This window comes from Kineosporia babensis (genome assembly GCF_021129305.1).
Classification (GTDB): Bacteria; Actinomycetota; Actinomycetes; order Actinomycetales; family Kineosporiaceae; genus Kineosporia; species Kineosporia babensis.
This window is the reverse complement of sequence record NZ_JAJOMB010000003.1, coordinates 575,017-591,012: the sequence shown is the minus strand read 5'-3', so window position 1 is coordinate 591,012 and position 15,996 is coordinate 575,017. Positions and strand designations below refer to the sequence as shown.

Below are 15,996 nucleotides of genomic sequence, written 5' to 3'. Positions count from 1 at the left end.
TGACCGAGTTGACCGTGACGCCTGAGCCGGCTGCCGCAGGCGTTCGACCACGGCCCGGCCGATCAGCCCGCCGAGTGTTCTTGTCGGTGGTGCGACGTAGTCTCGTCGGCATGAGCATTACGTCGGCCCCCGCGTTCCGTCTGGGCAACCGTTTCGCCCGCGAGCTCCCGGAGCTGGCGCTCGCCTGGACCGGTGAGGTCGCGCCCGAGCCTCGGTTGCTGGTGCTCAACGAGCCCTTGGCGGCCGAGCTGGGTCTGGATCCGCAGTGGTTGCGCAGTGCCGAGGGCCTGGAGCTGCTGGTCGGCACGAAAGCTCCGGAGGGGGCTACACCGGTGGCTCAGGTGTATGCCGGCCATCAGTTCGGTGGGTACTCGCCGCGGTTGGGCGACGGGCGGGCGCTTCTGCTCGGCGAGCTGACCGATGCCGAGGGGAAGGTCCGTGATCTGCACCTGAAGGGGTCGGGGCGCACGCCGTTCGCCCGGGCCGGAGACGGCCTGGCCGTGGTCGGCCCGATGCTGCGCGAGTACATCGTCAGCGAGGCCATGCAGGCGCTGGGCATCCCGACCACGCGCTCGCTGGCTGTGGTGGCCACCGGGCGGCGGGTGCAGCGCGAAACCGTTCTGCCGGGAGCCGTTCTGGCCCGGGTGGCCGCGAGTCACCTGCGCGTGGGCAGTTTCCAGTACGCGCGGGCCACGGAGGACGTGGAGCTGCTGCGGCGTCTGGCCGATCACGCGATCAGCCGTCACCATCCCGAGGCGAAGCAGGCCGATCGTCCTTACCTGGCCCTGTTCGAGGCGGTGGCTGCGGCGCAGGCGGCCCTGGTGGCGCGGTGGATGCTGGTGGGCTTCGTGCACGGGGTGATGAACACCGACAACATGACGATCTCCGGCGAGACCATCGACTACGGGCCCTGCGCGTTTCTGGACGCGTACGATCCGGCCGCGGTGTACAGCTCGATCGATCACGGTGGCCGTTACGCCTACCTGAACCAGCCGGCGATCGCCGAGTGGAACCTGGCCCGGCTGGCCGAGGCTCTCCTGCCGCTGATCGACGATGACCAGGACAAGGCGGTCGAGCTGGCGGTGGAAACGCTGCGCGGATTCGCCGGGCGGTACGAAAGTGCCTGGCTGAGTGGGATGCAGGCCAAACTGGGGCTGGCCGGCGGCTCGGAGGTCCGGGAGCTGAGCGGGGATCTGCTGGAGCTTCTGGGCGCGAAGCAGGTTGACTACACGGCCTTCTTCCGGTCGCTGATCGGGGCGGCCCGTGGGGATGCCGAGCCTACGCGCCGGCTGTTTCCTGAGCTTGTTGACGGGGACGACTGGCTTGCCCGGTGGAAGGCCCGGGAGCCGCGGGCCGAGCTGATGGAAGGGGTGAACCCGGCCTACATTCCGCGCAATCACTTGGTGGAGGAGGCATTGGCGGCTGCTACCGGCGGCGACCTTGATCCCTTGACGCGGTTGCTTGAAGCGGTGACTTCGCCTTACGAGGAGCGGGCCGGGCTGGAGCGGTACGCGGTGGGGGCACCGCCGGAGTTCGGTTCGTACCAGACTTTCTGTGGGACCTGATGCTATGGTCGTGGGCATGAAGCGCGCTGTGGAGACGACGACGCCGGAGAACGTCCCGGCGCGCTGATTCACGTTTTCAGTCCGGGGCAGGTGCCCCGGACTTTTTTCTTTGCCGGTCGCCTGCCCCCTGACGGCAAAGGACTCACCATGCACGACCATCGCAAACTCGGCCGGGAACTGGGCCTCTTCGACACCGACCCGCTGATCGGGGCGGGCCTGCCGTACTGGCTGCCGGACGGGGCAACCGTCCGGCACGTCCTCGAGGAGTACATTCGCGCAACCGAGCGCCGGGCCGGCTACCAGCACGTGTACTCGCCCGTGCTCGGCAAGCGCGAGCTGTTCGAGATCTCCGGGCACTGGTCGCATTACCGCGACGACATGTTCCCGCCGATGGATCTGGGTGGCGAGCAGGTGCTTCTGCGGCCGAGTCTGTGCCCGCACCACGCCGTGATCTATCGTTCGCGCCTGCGCAGCTACCGCGAACTACCGCTGCGGCTGGCCGAACTGGGCGGGATGTACCGGGCGGAACTGTCCGGCGCGCTCGGTGGGCTGGGCCGGGTACGGGCGATCCAGCTCAACGATGCGCACATTTTCTGCACCCTGGAGCAGGTTGCCGACGAAGCCCGTTCCGCTCTGGAGATGATCCGCCGCGCGTACCAGGCGCTGGGCATCGTTCCGGCCCGCTACCGGCTCTCGCTGGCCGGATCAGGCGGTAAATACGTTGCTGCACCGGACAAATGGCAGCGCTCGACCGATCTGCTCAAAGCGGTGCTCGACGGTTGTGGTCTGCCCTATGAGGCGGTGGAGGGTGAGGCGGCCTTCTACGGGCCCAAGATCGACGTGCAGGTGCCGGATCACGCCGGGCGAGAATTCACCCTGTCCACCGTTCAGGTCGATTTTCACCAGCCCGAGCAGTTCGACCTGCACTACATCGGAGCGGACGGGGCCAGGCATCGACCGGTCATGGTGCATCGCAGCATCATCGGCAGTGTGGAACGGGCCGTCGCCCAGCTGATCGAGCAGCACGGCGGTGCCTTCCCGGCCTGGCTCGCTCCCACCCAGCTGATCGTCCTGCCGATTTCCGACGCCGAGATGCCCACTGCTTCGGGCTTCGCCCAGCGCTGCGCCGATCTCGGCCTGCGAGCGGCGGTGGCGGGTCCGGATCAGGGCACCCTGGGCGCCCGGATCCGCGAGGCCCGGCTGGTTCCCTACCAAGTGGTGATCGGGGCGAGAGAGGCTGCGCAGGGACGGGTGGCGTTACGTCTGCGGGACGGTCGCCGGCTCGACCCGCAACCGGCCCACGAAGTGCTTGACCGCATCCACCGACTCACCGACCCCCGGCGAGCGGACCTGCGGGCCGACGTCCTCTGGTCGTGATCCCCAGCGATAATGGACGGGCTGGTGCCCGGCGGAGAACGAGGATCTGTGACGAGGAACGTACGACTGGTCTGGTTGGCCGGGCTGGTGGCCCTGCTCGCGGTGACCGTGCTCACCCTGACCGGCACGACGCAGGCTGTGGACAAGGCCACGCTGGGCTGGTTCACGGTTCTTGACATACCGGGCGCGGTGCACGTGACCTGGCGCACCCTGGTCATGGGCGGCCAGTTCTGGCTCGTGGGCACGCTTGTGCTGGTGGCCGCCGCGTGGCAGGCCCGCAGGCTGCGCTCCTGGCGGCCGTTCTGGGTGAGCGTGCTGGCGGTCGGCGTGCTCGACGTGCTGATCATCGCCGGGAAGCAGCTGGTGGGGCGGACGTCGCCGAACAGCGGACTGAACGAGGTGCTGGCCGGGGGTACGTCCTACCCGTCGGGGCACACCGCCAACGCCACGATGTGCCTGACCCTGCTGGCCGTGCTGCTGGCGAGTACCCGGTGGCGGCGCCTGGTGCTGGTGTCGGCGATCGGCGGCGCGGTGGTGGTAGGACTGTGCAACCTGGTGCTGGGTTACCACTGGCTCAGTGAGGTCGTGGCCGGGTGGCTGCTGGGCGGGCTGATCGTGGTGGCCGCGGCGGCCGCGCTGCGCCCGTCAGATGCCGCGATCGACGAAGCCCGAGGCTCGCGGGGCCGGGCTCCCGAGGTTGTCGGCTGATTCGGGCAGCCGGGCTAGGCCACCCGGGTGAGCTCGACGCGGAACACGGTCTGCCGGCCGGGGGTGCTGGTCACCGACACGTTCCCGCCGTGAGCCTGCACCAGCTGTCGCACGATGGCCAGGCCCAGGCCACTGCCTCCGCTCTGCCGGTTGCGGGACTTCTCGGCGCGCCAGAACCGCTCGAACACGTGCGGCAGGTCCTGGGCGGCGATGCCGGTGCCGTGGTCGACGACCTCGATCAGCAGACCCTCGGCGGTGCTCCGGGCCCGTAGGGTCACGGTGGATCCGGGCGGGCTGTGCCGGATCGCGTTGGACACCAGATTGCCGATGGCCTGGCGCATCCGCACGGGGTCGAGCCAGGCCTGCAGGCGCTCGTCCACCTCGGTCTGCAGCCGGACGGTGTCGCTGTGCTGCATGGCCGCAACCTGTTCCAGCAGAGCGGCGACCGAGACGGTCTGCCGGTTCAGCCGCAGCTGCCCGGCGTCGGCCTCGGCCAGGTCCTGCAGATCGGCGACGACGCGCTGCAGCAACAGCGCTTCCTCCAGCAGCGAGGAGACCAGGGCCCGGTCCAGGTCGGCCACCCCGTCCTCGGCCGCCTCCAGCCAGCCGCGGATGTTGTTCAGCGGGGTGCGCAGTTCGTGGGCGATGTCGCTGACCATGGCCTTGCGCTGGGTCTCGGCCTCGTGGCGGCGCTGCGAAAGATCACGGAAGACGTTGGTCAGGTGGCCGATCTCGTCGTTGCGGGTGATCGGGGACAGCGGTTCGCCGGGGGAGCGGACCTCGGCGGCCAGGGTACGCAGCGGGCGGACCAGGCGGATTCCGACGGCCACGGTGATCAGCACGGTCAGGAGCAGGACCAGGCCGGTGACCCAGGCGATCCGCACGGTGTTGTCGCGGGACAGGTCGAAGCCGGCGGTGGACGGGACGTCGGGCAGGTCAGGGTCTTTGGTGAGCAGCAGGGCGGCGGGGGCGACGTAGCCCGCCAGTTGCTCGGCGCGGCTGGAGTCGAGGCAGTTCTGGACCATCGGGGTGAGCAGGGTCGAGCGCACCAGCCGGAAATCGTCCCCGATCTCCCGGGCCGTGATGTTCTGCTCGGCCAGGCATCCGGTCATCAGACGGTTCAGTTCCTTCAGGGCGAGCCTCTCGCGCTCGGTCGGCCCGAGGTCCCGGTAACAGCGCAGAACCTGCTCGGAGCGGGCCGATTCGATGCCGGGCCCGACGAACGGATGCAGGTTGACGGTCGGGCGTCCGTTGGCCAGATAGGTGACCGGAAGCGCGAACTCGGGCCCGCCCATGCACCGGACCGCAGCGTCTACCGTCTGGCGGAAGATCAGTTGCTCATGGCGCTGCAGTTCGTACGGGCCCAGCACCCGCCGGTCGATCCCGGAGGCCAGGGAATCGGTGCGGGGCAGGTGAAGTGGGTCGATGAGAGACGTGTACGCGCTGGTGCCGTAGGGGGCGGCGAGGGGCTGCTGCCGGGTGGGGCCGGACGAATCGACGATCACTTCACCCCGCGGGGTGCTGAGGACGATCCGCCGCCCGGTCTCCTCGGCCAGTTTGACGACCGTGGAACGCACCCCGTCCCAGTCGGTGTTCGTGATCGCGTAATCGGTCAGCTTTTCGTAGATCTGGACATCCTGGGCCTGCGCCCGTACCTCCTCCTGAGCGATCGCCCGGGTGACGGTCTGCGAGGCCAGCCAGGCGCTGGCGGCGATCGAGGTCAGCGCCACCAGCAACGAGGTGATCAGCAACCGGATCAGCAGGCTGTGGCGCAGCGGGACGTTATGCCTCACGGCCGCCGGCCAGCTTGTAACCGACCCCGAACACGGTGACGATCAGCGGGCGGCGCTGCGGGTCGGTCTGCAGTTTCCGCCGCAGGGCCGAGACCTGGACGTCGATCGTCCGTTCGGTGATGTACCGGTCCTGGCCGCGGGTCATCTGCAGCAGCTGCTTGCGGGTGAACACCCGTTCCGGCTCGGCGGCCAGCACCTCCAGCAGCGCGAACTCACCGGCCGTGCAGTCGATCCGGACCCCGCCCACCGAGACCCGGTGCCGGACCGGGTCGATCAGCAGATCGTCCACCCGCAGGCTCTCGTCGGCCACCACCGCCCGCTGGGAACGGCGCAGCAGGGCCCGGACCCGGGCGGTGAGCTCGCGTGGGCTGCACGGTTTGGTCAGGTAGTCGTCGGCGCCCAGGTCCAGGCCCAGCACCAGGTCGGACTCGGTGGAACGGGCGGTCACCATCAGGATCGGCAGGTCGTACTCGGCCCGCAGGATCCGGCACACGTCCAGGCCGTCGATACCGGGCATCATCACGTCGAGGATCAGCAGGTCGGGCGGGTGCCGGCGGACCTCGGCGACCGCGTCCCGGCCGTCGCCGACGACCAGCGTGGTGTGCCCCTCCCGTTCCAGGTAGCGGCGCACCAACTCGGCGAACTTGTCGTCGTCCTCGCAGATCACGATCCGGGCACTCACGGCGCCGACGATACGAGACGCCGGCTCACCTTCATCACCCGCTGACAACTTCCTCACAACTTGCTCACATCTGCCCAGCACTGTGACGCCCGGTCCGGCAATCACATCAGCCCGGTCCGGCCTTCACAGCAGAAAGGGACGCAGGTGTCCGTCACGGGTCTTTCGCTGCCCGATGCCCCGCAACGGGCTCCCGAGTTCGGCAGCACCGCACTGATCGTCTGCGACAACCTGGTGCGCATCTACCAGACCGGATCGATCGAGGTCCAGGCCCTGCAGGGCCTGGACCTGCTGGTCGAGGCGGGCGAGATGGTGGCCGTGGTGGGGGCCTCGGGGTCGGGCAAGTCCACGTTGCTGTCGCTGCTGGCCGGGATCGACGCCCCGACCGCGGGCAAGGCCAAGGTGGCCGGCTGGGACCTGATGACGCTGTCCCGGGCGCAGCGGGTGCGTTACCGAAGGCACACGGTCGGTTTCGTCGGCCAGCAGGCCGGCCACAACCTGATCCCCTACCTGAACGCCCGGCAGATGGTCGACCTGCCGATGACCCTGGCCCGGGTGCCGCGCCGGGAGCGCGCCGAGCGGGTGGAGGAACTGCTGACCCGGCTGGGCGTGATGCACTGCGCCGATCGCCGGCCGGCCCAGATGTCCGGCGGCGAGCAGGCCCGGGTGGGGATCTGCGCGGCGCTGGCCAACCGGCCCAAGGTGCTGCTGGCCGACGAGCCCACCGGTTCGCTCGACACCGCCACCTCGGCCGAGGTTTTCGCCACCTTACGCACGGTGAACCAGGATCTGGGGGTCACCGTGGTGATCGTCACCCACGACCCGGACGTCAGTGGGCAGGTGGCCCGGACGGTGGCGATCCGGGACGGGCGCACCAGCAGCGAGGTGCTGCGCCGGGCCAACGGCGACAGCGAGCTGGTCGCCGAGGAGTTCGCGGTGATGGACCGGGCCGGGCGGATCCAGATCCCGAAGGACTACCGGCTGGCCCTGGATCTGACCCGCCGGGTGCGCCTGGCCCTGGAGACCGACCACGTCGCGGTCCAGCGCGACACCACGCAGGAGTCCTGATGTTGCGGGTCCACGACGTAAGCCGCACTTTCGGCGCCGGTGAGCACGCCGTCCATGCTTTGCGCGATGTTTCCTTCGAGATCGAACCGGGGACGATGGTCGCTCTCGTCGGGCGCTCGGGTTCCGGGAAGACCAGTCTGCTGAACGTGATCGGCGGGCTCGACCGGCCTGACCGCGGCAGCGTGGTCGTGGACGGGACCGAGGTCACCGGCCTGAGCGAGGACGGGCTGAGCCGGCTGCGCCGGGAGAGCATCTCGTACATCTTCCAGAGTTTCGGGCTGATCCCGGTGCTCTCGGCGGCCGAGAACGTCGGGGTGCCGATGCGGATGAACCGCGCCCCGGTGGCCGAGCGGGAACGCCGGGTGCAGTTGCTGCTCGAGCTGGTGGGCCTGGGCGATCACGCGCAGCAGCGGCCGGACGAGCTTTCCGGCGGGCAGCAGCAACGGGTGGCGATCGCGCGGGCACTGGCCGGGAAGCCGCGGCTGCTGATCGCCGACGAGCCGACCGGGCAACTGGACGCCGACACCGGGCTGGCGGTGATGGCGCTGCTGCGCGGGGTGGTCGAGTCGGAGGGCGTGACCGTGCTGGTCTCCACCCACGACCCGGTGATGATGGCGCTGGCCGACCGGGTGCTGCAGATCTCGGACGGGCAGGTCACGTCCTGATGCTGCGTCTGCTGAGACTGCGCGCGGCCGAGCAGGTTCCGTTGCTGAGCGCGGTGCTGGTGGTGGTGACGATCGGAGCCACGCTGCTGGGCACGTGCGCGTTGCTGCTGACCGTTTCGCAGACCCGGGCCCTGACCCAGGGGCTGCCCCGGGCCCTGCCGCAGGAGATCAGCGCCACCGCCTACGTCACCGATTTCACCGGCGGGCAGGCGGAGTCGGTGACTCGGGCGACCCAGGATGCGATGACGGCGGCGCTGGCCCCGCTGCCGGTCTCCCAGATCCGTACGCGAGCGGCATCGGTGATGCGTCCTCTGCCTGATGTTTCGGGTGACGGGCCGCAGGTCGCCTATCTGGCGGGCGTGGACGATCTGGCTTCGCAGGCGCGGTTGGTGCAGGGACGCTGGCCTGCTGCCGGCTCTGGTTTGGAAACGGTTCTGCTGGAGTCGACGGCGCAGCGGCTCGGCGTGATGGTGGGGGACCAGGTCCAGCTGGGCAAGGAGAACTTGCTGGAAGATCCGGGCCCGGCTCTGACGGTGGATGTTGTCGGGGTGGCGCAGCCGGTGGCCGGATCCGGCTGGGAACAGGATCCGCTGCAGGGGGCAGGATTTGAGCCAGGGTTCACCAGTCGGCAGTACCACCGTCCGGTTTCGGTCTACGGTCCGTTTCTGCTTGACCCGGCTCAGCTGTTGTCCAGCGGTGCGGGGATCGATCGGCTGGCGGTAACGGTCACCCCGGATCTGAGCGACTTCCAGATCTCCTCGCTCTTCGACGCGCAGACATCGCTGGTCGAGGCGGAGACCCGGCTCGAGACCGCGCTGGATGGGCAGGCCGCCCATCAGCGGGTGGTCTCCGGGCTGCCGGACACCGTCACGAGGGCGCAGGTGCAGCAGACCGCCACTCGTTCCACCGTGCTGGTCGTGGTGGTGCTCGGGGTGGCCCTGAGCGCGGCCGCGCTCGGACTGGCCGCGCAGCTGATGCTGTCGCTGCGGCAGTCGGAGCGGGTGCTGCTGGAGAAACTGGGGGCCGGCCGGAGGCAGCTTCTCGGGCACGCCTCGATCGAGGCCCTGCTGCTGGCCGGCGTGGCCGGTGGCCTGGCGGTGCCGTTGTCCAGCCTGGCCCACTACGGTCTCACCCGGGTGCCGCGCATGTCCGAAGCCGGGATGGCCGGGCCCTGGGCGATGACCGCAACGCAGGTGAGCAGTGTGCTGGCCGGTGCTCTGCTGCTGGCGGGCGTCCTGATCGCGCCGAGTCTGCGACCGTGGCGACCGGACCTGCTGACCCGCACCGGCGCCGACCTGATCCTCCTCGTGCTGGCCGGAGCCGGGTGGTGGCAGTTGAGCAGCCAGCCCGACACCCCGCCAGGCTCGGGCGGGGTCGACGCCGTACGGGTGCTGGCTCCGGTGCTGTTCCTGGTGGCCGGAGCAGCCGGGGTCACCCGTCTGATCCGGCTGCCCCTGCGGTTGGCCGAACGCCGGGCCGCCGGCTCTACGGGCCTGGTCTGGCCGTTGGCGGTGTTCGAGGCATCCCGCCGGCCGCGCGCCGTGGCCGCGGTACTGCTGGTGAGCCTGGCCTGTGCCGGGGGCACGTTCGCGCTCGGCTTCGGCTCTACCTGGGAGCGCTCGCAGGTCGACCAGGCGGCGATGAAGGTGGGCGCCGATCTCCGGGTGGATCTGGTCAGCCGGCTGCAACCCGGGCAGGCTCAGATGCTGGCCGAGGCGACCGGCGGCAGCGTGACCGGGGTGACAGACCGGGAGGTTGCTCTGGGAACCTGGACCGGCTCGGGAGAGAACACCTTTCCGCGCCTGGTGGCGCTGGACGCCGATCAAGCCGGCGCGCTCCTGACCGGCCGGGCGCCGCCCGGGCAGACCTGGGACGACGTAGGCGCCCTGCTGGACCCACCGGAGCCGGTGCTCGCGGCGCCGACGGACGAACCGGTGACTCTGCGTGGCAGCGTGGCGGCGAGCGACGACATCGATGCCGCGGTGCAGTTGGTGATGCAGGAAGGGGAGGACGGGCCACGGATCACCTGTGAACTGGATGCCTTCCCGCTCGACGGCCGCCCGCACACCCGGCCGGTCTGCCTTCCGGGGGCTCGCGTGGTGGCTGTGCACGTGTCGCTCGGAGCCGACGAGCCCCGCGCCTTGGACGGGGTGCGGACCCAGTTCGTGCTGGACGTGTCGCTGCCGGTCCTGGACCAGAAGTGGACGCTGACGACGCAGGGGGAGGAGACCGGGTTCTTCGGCAACCAGGTGAAGGTCACCCCGGAAGGGCTGCAGGTGGAGTCGGCGCTGGACTTCCGGATCGGCTGGGACCGGAGCACCTCTCTGGACCTGGTGCTGACTCCGTTCGAGATGCCCTGGCCGATCCCGGCGGTGATCTCGGAACGGATGGCCGAGGAACTGCAGATGTCGGTCGATGATCGGGCAGAGGTCCGGGTCGACGGGGAAACGGTCTGGGTCGAGGTGGCCGGGGTGGTCCCGGCCGTTCCCTCGGCTCCCGCGCAGACGGCAGTGCTGGTGGACGCCGACAACCTTTCCCGGGTGCTGCTGATGAACGGTCGCCTGGACCCGGTGGTGGACTCGTTGTGGGTGACCGATCCGGCCCGGGACGACGTCGCCGCCCTGAATCTGGGCACGGTGCGCACCTGGTCCGGGGTGTCCGCCGAGCTCAGCAGCGGACCCCTGCGGATCGGCCTGCCCGCCGGTCTGTGGGTCATCCTTCCGGTGGCGGTGCTGCTCGCTCTGACCGGCACCCTGCTGCACGTCACCGCCGACGTGCAGGCCCGGGCCGTGGAGATCAGCCGACTGCGGGGCCTGGGACTGACCCGGCGTGAGATCCGCCGGGCACTCCTGGCCCAGCACGGCACCATCCTGTCCCTGGTGCTCTTCCTAGGCGCTCTGGTCGGGGCGGCAGCCACTTTCGCGGTGGGGCCCGCACTCGTGCGTTCCGATCTCGGAACCGGACCGGTGCCGACGGCTCTGGTCAGCTGGCCCTGGGGGAGTCAGGCGGGGTTGCTGGGCCTGCTCCTGATCGGCAGCTTCGCCGTCGTCCTTTTCGAACTGCGGCGCGTCGATGCCGCCCAACTGGGAGTGGAACGCTGATGCCGCGGTTGGGCCTGCACCTTCCCAGCATCCGGGGCCGGGCCTGGGCCGAGCGCGGACCGCTGCTGCTGATCGTCGCCGTCGTGGCGCTGATCACCCTGGTCGCCTCGGCCGTGCCGGTACTGATGCCCCGGGTCGGCACGGACGCCGCCCGAGACGCGTTGGAAAGGGCTGGTTCCCGCGCCGACCTGGTGATCACGGCGCCCTTCGAACCGGTCGAGGCGACCCTCGGGGGCGAGAAGATCCGCCCCGCGTCGGGCGGCGACCAGTCGATGGAGAAGGCCGAAACGGTTCTGGGTGAGGACCTTTCCCCACACGTCCGGGCGCCGCAGTCGGTGGTCACCACCAGCGAGCTCTCGGTCGGCGGATTCGGGCCCGGGCGGGTGCTGTTCTTCAGCTACCTGGACACACCGCAGGGCGAACCAGAGGTCACCTGGACCCAGGGAGCGGCCCCGGGAGCCTGGAAGCCCGCAGGTTTCGTGCTGCGCAAGGGTGAGGCGGCCACCGTCGAGGTCGGGCTGTCGGAGGCCACGGCCCGCGAACTGAAGGTCGCACCAGGCGATTTCATCGCAGCCGTCGATCGCAGTTCTCATACCGTGAACGTTCTGGTGAGCGGCATCTTCCGGCCGGTGGCGCCGAGCGATCCGGCCTGGGCGGCCGGGGCGAAGCTGCTGCAACCGGTGACCGGCGCCGACCGGGTCGAGATCACCGGCCTGCTGAGCGCCGAGTCGCTGCCCGACGCCCGGATCGCGCTCGCCGATCAGGACATCCGCCGCACCATCACCTTTCCGCTGGACCCGGCCCACGTCACCTGGGCCGGTCTTGACACCCTGGCCGCCGACGTGGCCCGCCGCAAGACCAGTTTCAACCCGATCAGTACCGGCTGGGAGTCCAACTACGGCTTCCAGAGCGGCCTGGACCGGGTGCTGAACACCGTCCACCACGAAGGCCGGGCCGCCGCCGAACAGGCCCGGGTGCTGCTGATCGGCCTGATCGTCACCGCTGCGGCGATCCTGCTTCTGACCGGCGAGCTGCTGGCCCGCCGCCGCAGCCGGGTGCTGGCCAACGCCCGTCGTCGGGGAGCCTCCCTGACCTTGCTGGGGGCGGAGCTCATTCTCGAATCAGCTCTGGTCACGGCCCTGGGCGTGGCCCTGGGGCTGCTGGCCAGCATTGTGCTGGTCGGTGACTACATCTGGACCGGGGCCCTGCCGGCGGCTGCAGTGGCGCTGGCCGGCCCGCCGCTGCTTGGCCTGAGCGCGGTCTCCCGCCTGACCACGACCCGGCGCAGCCCGGCCAACCGCAGCGCCCGGGCCGTGCTGGCTCGTACCACCCTGCTGCGCCGGATCGCCGTCGAAGTCGCGGTGGTGCTGGCCGCCGTCGCTGCCTTCACCGCTCTGCGCCAGCGCGGCCTCGTGGCGTCGGATCCCGAGGACACCGGCGGCGGCCTGCTTACCGCCATGGCCCCCGCCCTGGGTGCCGTTGTGGCCGCGCTGATCCTGGTACACCTCATGCCCGTACTGCTGCGCCTGGGGCTTCGGGCCGCCTCGAGAACCCGGGGCAGCCTGTTCCTGCTGGCTGCGGCTCGAGCCGTCTCCACCGCGGCCCGGCCGCTGCCGCTGACCGTCCTGGTCCTGGTCAGCGCCATGCTCACCTTCTCGCTCACCCTGGCTGCGACCACCCAGGCCGGGCAGGAGGAAGGGGCCCTGCGCTCGGTCGGCGCCGACGCCCGGCTCGACCTTGTCTCCGCGATCTCTCCGGCCGAGGAGATCGCCTCCCGGGAAGGAGTTTCCGCTGCCGTTGCCGCGTTGGTGGTCGATTCGGTGAAGGTGTCCACTATCGAGACCTGGAGCAGCCTTCACCTGATCGCTGTCGACCCGGCTGCCTTCCAGAAGCTTCACGGCACCTCCGAGCTGCCCTCGCTCGAGGCTTCGGACGGCGCGCTGCCCGTGCTCCTGGCCAACACCGACCCCGGCCTGCGCAGCGGCAAACCCCTGACTCTGGCCACCAACGGCATCCAGATCCCGATCACGGATGCAGGTACCGCCCCGGCGATCGGGTCCGACGGCGAAGGCTTCCTGATCGTCGACCTCGCCGCCTACACCGCCGTCATGGCCGAACAGGACACCGAGGTCAGGCCGAACACCGTCTGGGTCAACGGCCCGGGCGCCGGCCCGGCCCTCACCGACGTGGTCGGCGACCGGGGCGAGGTCACCACCCGAGCCGAGGTCCTGCAGGAGCGCCGCCAGGCACCACTTAACGTGGGTGTCCTCGGCCTGGCCCACGCCTGCGCCTTCGTCCTGATCCTGCTCGGCATCCTGGGCGTGGCCCTGACCACCGCGATCACCGCACCGGCCCGGGCCCAGACCCACTCCCGGCTCAGCACCCTGGGCCTGCGCCGCCGCGAGTCCCGCCGCATCACCCTCGGCGAGCTCCTGCCCCCGGTCCTGCTCGGCTCGCTCGGCGGGGTGCCGGCCGGGATCGTGCTGGCCCAGACCTCGTTCGCCGGCCTCGCCCTGCGCCTGCTCACCGGCCAGGCCGGCGAGCCCTCGGTGGTCGTGCCGTGGCTCGGCCTCACCGCTCTGCTCGTTCTCGTGGCCACGGTCGCCCTCACCGCCTGGGTCGAGTCGGCCCGCCGACGTCAGCTCCGCCTGGGGGAGGCTCTCCGAGCGGGTGAGGCGAGCTGAGGCGCAGTCCGCTCGGGTCTTCGGAGGACGGTGGGGCGCGGGTGAATCCCACTAGGTTGGCGATCCGACGGGGAGACTTCGCGGGGCTGAGGGCGATTGATGAACGCTGTCATGAGGTTTCGGGGCCTTTTGCTGGTTGTGCTGCTTGTGGCCCTGGCTGTTCCGGCATCGGCCGCCGCGGATGTGAACGTTGCTCCGCAGGTGCCCGAAGTCGTCCGTACGCGACTGCTGGGGGTCAGCCAGGGGCAGTTCGTGGTGTTGCGGGACGAGCGCACGGTGCTGGTCGGTGGGGCCGGGCAGTCGTGGCGCGAGGCCGGACCGGCCAAGCCGTTGGACACCGATGTGGTGCCCGCGACAGATGTCCGCAACGGGCAGTTGCGATGGGTGGAGCAGATCCGGGGTTGGAACGGCGCCGAGCGCAGTGTTCTGCACACCTTTGACCTCGGCAGCGGGGCAGCCGGTGAACTGAGCAGCGATGAGGTGTTCGTGGCCTGGACGCCGCAGGGCTGGCTGGGGCGCGACGGTGGAGTGCTTCGGGAGCATCGGGCGGGTGGCGACGACCGGGTGGTGCTGAGCGGGTTCGACTCCGAGGCCTTGGTGCGGGCGGTCAGCGATGGGCCTCGGACTCTGGTGTCGGCGACCTGGGGGAAACAGCCGGACGCGGTACGGCGGCTGGTGCTGGTGAGTGATCGCGGCACCGAGGTCGTCCAGGAGTTGCCGGACACCGACGGGGTCGGGGCCGCCTTCGGAGGGCTGGTGCTGACTCCGGATTCCATCGCCTGGAGCACCCACAACCGGTATGTCGAGAAGGACCGTGTCTTTCGGCGCCGGACGGGTTTGCCGATCGAGGAGCAACCGGAAGCGTCCGGGTTCCTCAGCGCGGCCACCGACGACCGGATGCTGACCGTGAGCTCCTACCTGCGCAAGTGGATGGGAGGCCCGCCCTATGTGGTCAGCCAGGTGTCGGTGGGGGGCCAAGGCTCCTGGGGCAGACTGCAGTTCCCCGGAAGGATGCCCACGGACGACCCACTGAGCGACTTGAGCGGCCCGTTCGTGGACGGCCAGGACATCTACTTCGGGCTGGGCGGCGATCTCGTCGACCGGGCCGGGGTGTACCGGGTGACCGAGGGCAGAAGAGCCGAACGGGTGGCGGACTGGCCGGCTCGGCGGGGGACGTTCACCGACCTGGCCCTGAGCAACGGGTTGCTGCTCTACACGGTACGCGACCCGAACGTCGCCGGAGATGAGAAGACCCTGATCAAGGCTCGAAAGGTGTTGCGGGACAGCAGCGGAACACCTGGCGACCTGGCTGGATTGTGGGGGTTCGACGATCCGCCCGGCCTGACGCGCCCGGCCTCGGGCGCACCGGATTCGGTCGCCGCCTTCGGCACGAACTTCCTGCTGCGTGGTACTTCTGAGGGCCGATCGGTGTATCGTCGGGCCTACTTGCCCTTCGGTGCTCTGTACCAGTCCTTTGTTCAGGGATCGGCCTCGGCGAACTACACGAGCATGAAGGCGTCCGGGGCGTTCAACCTGACCCAAGGACGGCTCTATGCCCCGGATACGACACAGCCCTTGTTCTTCACCAAGACCCGGCACACCGATCTGTTCGGCTCAAGGCTGGTGTGGGCCACGCCCGCGGGAGCCGTCATGACCCGTGATGCCTCTAGCGAGAACGGTTCTCAGCGCTTGGTCGAATCGGGTGCGGCGGGGCCGGTGGCGATCTGGGGCTCGCGTTACGCCTGGCTGGACCGTTCCGGAACGATCTCGGTGGCAGATCTTTTCGTTCAGGGGGTGCGTCGGATCCCAGCCGCCACCGAAGTTCACGATCTGCGCCTGAACGAGGACACCCTGAGCTGGAGTAGCGGCGAAAAGGTCTACCTGCTTAATCTTTCCGAACCTCAGGCGGAGCCAGAGATCAGCGAACTGGGTCATCCCTACGAGATCGACGGGAATCTGATCGCCGGCGTCACAGCGGCCGGTGATCTGAGCGTGAGACGACTGCCGTTCGACACCGGCCGCGATCGTCCGTTGCTGGTTGAGACCACCACTTCGCCATCCGTGCCGGGTGGTGCGGATTGGATGCTGCGGGGCAGCGTCACCAAACCTCTGAGTCAGGCCAGACTGCGGATCCGGTTCCGTGGGAAAACAATTCGCACGATCGCTCAGCGGCCCGACGGGTTGGAGGTTGCCTTCCGCTGGGACGGTCGCAGCGGCTCGGGTCGTGCCGCCCGGCGAGGCGAGTACCAGTGGGTCCTGGACGGCGATTCGGCAGACGGAAAGCTGAGGTCGGTCGAAGGCCGCGAAAGGGTCACCGGTGTAGTGAAGGTGACCGCTTCCGGGGCCCGGCGATAGG

Annotated in this window: 10 protein-coding genes; 8 read left to right on the top strand and 2 right to left on the bottom strand. The window is 69.8% G+C overall.

Annotated features, from left to right (window positions below):
- Nucleotides 1–110: 110 nt before the first annotated feature.
- From LR394_RS08835 to LR394_RS08825, 3 genes are all read left to right on the top strand, one after another.
- Nucleotides 111–1,565 carry a protein adenylyltransferase SelO gene (locus tag LR394_RS08835; protein ID WP_231440176.1) on the top strand — a complete coding sequence of 485 codons (1,455 nt, stop codon included), beginning with the start codon at nt 111–113 and terminating at the stop codon, nt 1,563–1,565.
- Nucleotides 1,566–1,712: 147 nt separating this feature from the next.
- A complete protein-coding gene (thrS, locus tag LR394_RS08830; RefSeq protein ID WP_231440175.1) occupies nt 1,713–2,942 on the top strand; it encodes a threonine--tRNA ligase in 1,230 nt (409 codons plus the stop codon).
- 48 nt (nt 2,943–2,990) lie between these two features.
- Nucleotides 2,991–3,650, top strand: coding sequence for a phosphatase PAP2 family protein (locus LR394_RS08825; RefSeq protein ID WP_231440174.1), 660 nt, complete (start codon nt 2,991–2,993; stop codon nt 3,648–3,650).
- A 14-nt stretch (nt 3,651–3,664) separates the two neighbouring features.
- On the opposite strand, the gene LR394_RS42800 is transcribed toward LR394_RS08825, so the two are convergent.
- Together LR394_RS42800 and LR394_RS08815 are read right to left on the bottom strand one after the other, a co-directional pair.
- On the bottom strand, nt 3,665–5,443 hold the full coding sequence (locus LR394_RS42800; protein ID WP_231440173.1) for a sensor histidine kinase: 1,779 nt from the start codon (nt 5,441–5,443) through the stop codon (nt 3,665–3,667).
- Nucleotides 5,433–6,125: a response regulator transcription factor gene (locus LR394_RS08815; RefSeq protein WP_231440172.1), complete on the bottom strand. Its 693-nt coding sequence runs from the start codon at nt 6,123–6,125 to the stop codon at nt 5,433–5,435. The genes LR394_RS42800 and LR394_RS08815 overlap by 11 nt, the downstream gene beginning before the upstream one ends.
- A gap of 144 nt (nt 6,126–6,269) precedes the next feature.
- Here LR394_RS08815 and LR394_RS08810 point away from each other — a divergent pair, with 144 nt between their 5' ends.
- The 5 genes from LR394_RS08810 (at nt 6,270) to LR394_RS08790 (ending at nt 15,995) form a co-directional block, all read left to right on the top strand.
- Nucleotides 6,270–7,190, top strand: a complete 921-nt coding sequence (locus LR394_RS08810) for an ATP-binding cassette domain-containing protein (RefSeq protein WP_231440171.1) — start codon at nt 6,270–6,272, stop codon at nt 7,188–7,190.
- Nucleotides 7,190–7,855, top strand: a complete 666-nt coding sequence (locus LR394_RS08805) for an ABC transporter ATP-binding protein (protein WP_231440170.1) — start codon at nt 7,190–7,192, stop codon at nt 7,853–7,855. The genes LR394_RS08810 and LR394_RS08805 overlap by 1 nt, the downstream gene beginning before the upstream one ends.
- Entirely contained in the window at nt 7,855–10,956 is a 3,102-nt protein-coding gene (locus LR394_RS08800) for an ABC transporter permease family protein (protein WP_231440169.1), read from the top strand. The genes LR394_RS08805 and LR394_RS08800 overlap by 1 nt, the downstream gene beginning before the upstream one ends.
- The gene (locus tag LR394_RS08795; protein ID WP_231440168.1) at nt 10,956–13,640 is read left to right on the top strand and encodes an FtsX-like permease family protein; all 2,685 of its coding nucleotides are present in this window, start codon (nt 10,956–10,958) and stop codon (nt 13,638–13,640) included. The genes LR394_RS08800 and LR394_RS08795 overlap by 1 nt, the downstream gene beginning before the upstream one ends.
- Before the next feature lie 201 nt (nt 13,641–13,841).
- Nucleotides 13,842–15,995, top strand: coding sequence for a hypothetical protein (locus tag LR394_RS08790; protein ID WP_231440167.1), 2,154 nt, complete (start codon nt 13,842–13,844; stop codon nt 15,993–15,995).
- Nucleotide 15,996 lies beyond the last annotated feature (1 nt).

Coding starts and splice junctions, on each gene's coding strand:
- LR394_RS08835 (WP_231440176.1), top strand. CDS start 111: ATGAGCATTACGTCGGCCCCCGCGTTCCGTCTGGGCAACCGTTTCGCC.
- LR394_RS08795 (WP_231440168.1), top strand. CDS start 10,956: ATGCCGCGGTTGGGCCTGCACCTTCCCAGCATCCGGGGCCGGGCCTGG.
- thrS (WP_231440175.1), top strand. CDS start 1,713: ATGCACGACCATCGCAAACTCGGCCGGGAACTGGGCCTCTTCGACACC.
- LR394_RS08805 (WP_231440170.1), top strand. CDS start 7,190: ATGTTGCGGGTCCACGACGTAAGCCGCACTTTCGGCGCCGGTGAGCAC.
- LR394_RS08800 (WP_231440169.1), top strand. CDS start 7,855: ATGCTGCGTCTGCTGAGACTGCGCGCGGCCGAGCAGGTTCCGTTGCTG.